The organism is Achromobacter sp. (assembly GCF_049647645.1).
In the GTDB taxonomy this organism is placed as follows: Bacteria; Pseudomonadota; Gammaproteobacteria; order Burkholderiales; family Burkholderiaceae_B; genus Achromobacter.
Genome location: NZ_JBARYB010000252.1, coordinates 1 through 2,443, shown reverse-complemented (window position 1 = coordinate 2,443; position 2,443 = coordinate 1). Strand labels below are relative to the sequence as shown.

At 68.8% G+C, this 2,443-nt stretch carries 1 protein-coding gene and 1 pseudogene; both read right to left on the bottom strand.

All coding sequences use genetic code 11. The annotated features are described in order from the left end of the window. Positions 1 to 86: 86 nt before the first annotated feature. Positions 87 to 1,334 carry an NAD(P)/FAD-dependent oxidoreductase gene (locus WBB14_RS28855; RefSeq protein WP_424242786.1) on the bottom strand — a complete coding sequence of 416 codons (1,248 nt, stop codon included), beginning with the start codon at positions 1,332 to 1,334 and terminating at the stop codon, positions 87 to 89. A gap of 15 nt (positions 1,335 to 1,349) precedes the next feature. After that, positions 1,350 to 2,443, bottom strand: a pseudogene (locus WBB14_RS28850) (hypothetical protein); the annotation flags it as partial.

Here is a 2,443-nt window from a genome sequence, read left to right as displayed (position 1 = left end):
GCCCGCCAGCAGGGCGAGCGCCAGCGCCGCGGCCAGGGTGCGCGCGGCGGACAGGAAAGAGGAGCGGGCGGTGGTCATGGCCAGGATCAGGCGGGCAGCGGCTGCGTTTCGGCGCCGCGGCAAAGTTCGCTCAGCATGCGCAGGCGGCGCTGCGGGTTGGCGACAAAGGGGTTGTTCTGGTCCCAGGCATACCCCGCCAGGATGGAGCTGATCATGCGGCGGATCTCGGGCTGCGCGTTCTCGTAGAAGACCACGTCCTGGAATTCGCCGCTGTACCAGCCCTGGACATAGGCGCGGAAGGTTTCCACGCCCACCATCAGCGGATCGGCGAAATCGGCTTGCCAGTCGACCTGGTCGCCGCTCAATTGGCGATGCAAGGCGTCGGCCGCCAGCTTGGACGAGCGCAGGGCGATGGTGACGCCGGAGGAAAAGACCGGGTCCAGGAACTCCGCCGCGTTGCCCAGCAGCGCGTACCCGGGGCCGTGCAGTTGCCGCACGCTGGCCGAATAGCCGCCGATGGTGTTGGCGGGCGTGTCCCAGACCGCGTTCTTCAAGACGCGCTTGAGGTTGGGCGCGGCGTCGGCCATCTGGCGCAGCGTGGCCATCAAGTCCTGGCCGGGACCGCCGAAGAGGTTCTCGCCGCCGACGACGCCGAACGAGCAGCGGCCGTTGGAGAAGGGGATCAGCCAATACCAGATGCCGCGTTCTTCCGGGTGCACGCTGATCAGGATCTTCTCGCGGTCGAAGCCGGGATCGTCGATACGGTCTTCGATATGGGTAAAGATGGCCTTGCGCGGCGGCATCGACGACGGGCGTTCCAGGTCCAGCAGGCGCGCCAGCACTCGGCCGTAGCCGCTGGCGTCGAGCACGAACCGGCTCCGCACCTGGTAAGGCGTGCCGTCGGCGCGGCGCACGTCCAGCAAGGGGCCGTCGCCGCCAAAGTCCGCCGCCGTCACTTCCTGCAGGTAGCGCACCTCCACGCCCTGGCGGGCGGCATCATCCGCCAGCACCTGGTCGAAGTGCGCGCGCTGCACCTGGAACGTGGTGCCGGGACCGGCGCTGAACTTGTCGCGGAAATCGAAGTGGGTGTAGCGGTCGCCGCAGGCGAAGGCCGCGCCGTTCTTGACCTGGAAGCCGGCGGCTTGCACCGCCGGCAGCATGCCCGCTTCTTCCACGAATTCCAGGCAATGGGCCAGCAGGCTTTCGCCTATGGAAAAGCGCGGGAACTGCTGGCGTTCCAGCATCAGGACATCATGTCCCTGCCGCTTCAACAGGGCGGCGGCGACCGCGCCCGCGGGGCCCGCGCCGATGACTACAACTTCCCGATGTTCCATGCCAGGTTTGTCCATTTAGTTATTGAAAGCAGGATGCGGCGCGGCCTCGCGCGGCGGGTTGATCCAGGGCGCCCACAGCAGCGAGAAGGCCACGCCCAGGGCCACCGCCAGTCCGAAGTTGGCGATGGCGGGGGTTTGGCTGACGGCGAGCAGGCCGAAGGACAGCAAGGTGGTGGCGGCGCCCAGCAGGATGCCGACCAGGCTGGCGGCCGCGCCCGCGACCCGTTCGTACATGAAGATGGCGTAGTCCACGCCGATCGCGGAAACCAGCAACAGGCCGAACAGGCTGAACAGGGTGAGCGGCTGGCCCAGATAGCCCAACGCCGCCAGGCTGCATGCGGTGGCCGCCAGCGGCACGGCCAGGATGCGCCAGGCGGCGGCGCGTCCCAGGGTCAGCAACAGCAACAGCGCCGCGACGACGTACGACAGCAGCTTGAGTTCGGCGGCTTCGATCCGCGTTGCAGCGAACATGCGGTTCAGTTCACCGCTGCGATCCACCAGCGTGACGTCAGGCGCAGCCTGGGCGATGGCCTGCAGCGTGGACGCATCGCGCAGGCCCAGCAATGTCACCATGCCTGCGGCCTGTCCATCGCGCAGGCCCAGCCACAGCGGCCGCCAGCGTTCCGCCAACGGGCCTTGCAGCGCTTCCTCGATCGTCTGCGGCGGCAGCGCGGCCATGGACTGCAGCTCTTGGCGCAAGGCGTCGTAGGGGATGCCGATGTCGGTGACCGGCTTCCAGGCGTCGGGCTGCGCGGCCAGTCCAGCCAGCTTCGAACCCAGCGCCTTCTGCTCGGCGGCCGGCGAGACGAGCTGGCTCAGGGCGTTGTAGGCGGCGAGATCGCCGCGCGCAACCAGGCTGTCCAGCGCCTGCGACACCAGCGCCTGCCTGCGCAGCAGTTCGTCGGCATCGGGCGCGCGCACCAGGAAGAATTGGCTGGTCGGCATGAAACCGGTGATTTCGCCGATCTGGCGGGCTTGTTGCAGCAAAGGCGCGGGCAGGCTCAGCCACTGCCGCAGATCGTCCTGGATGCTGAGCCGGCCGATGCCGCCGGCGGTCGCGGCGAGCAAGGCCAGGGCGCCCAGCCAGAGCGCGGCGCGGCGTCCGGCCA

Excerpts from the sequence above, each read along its gene's own strand:
- WBB14_RS28855 (WP_424242786.1), bottom strand. The coding sequence starts at position 1,334 with ATGGAACATCGGGAAGTTGTAGTCATCGGCGCGGGCCCCGCGGGCGCG.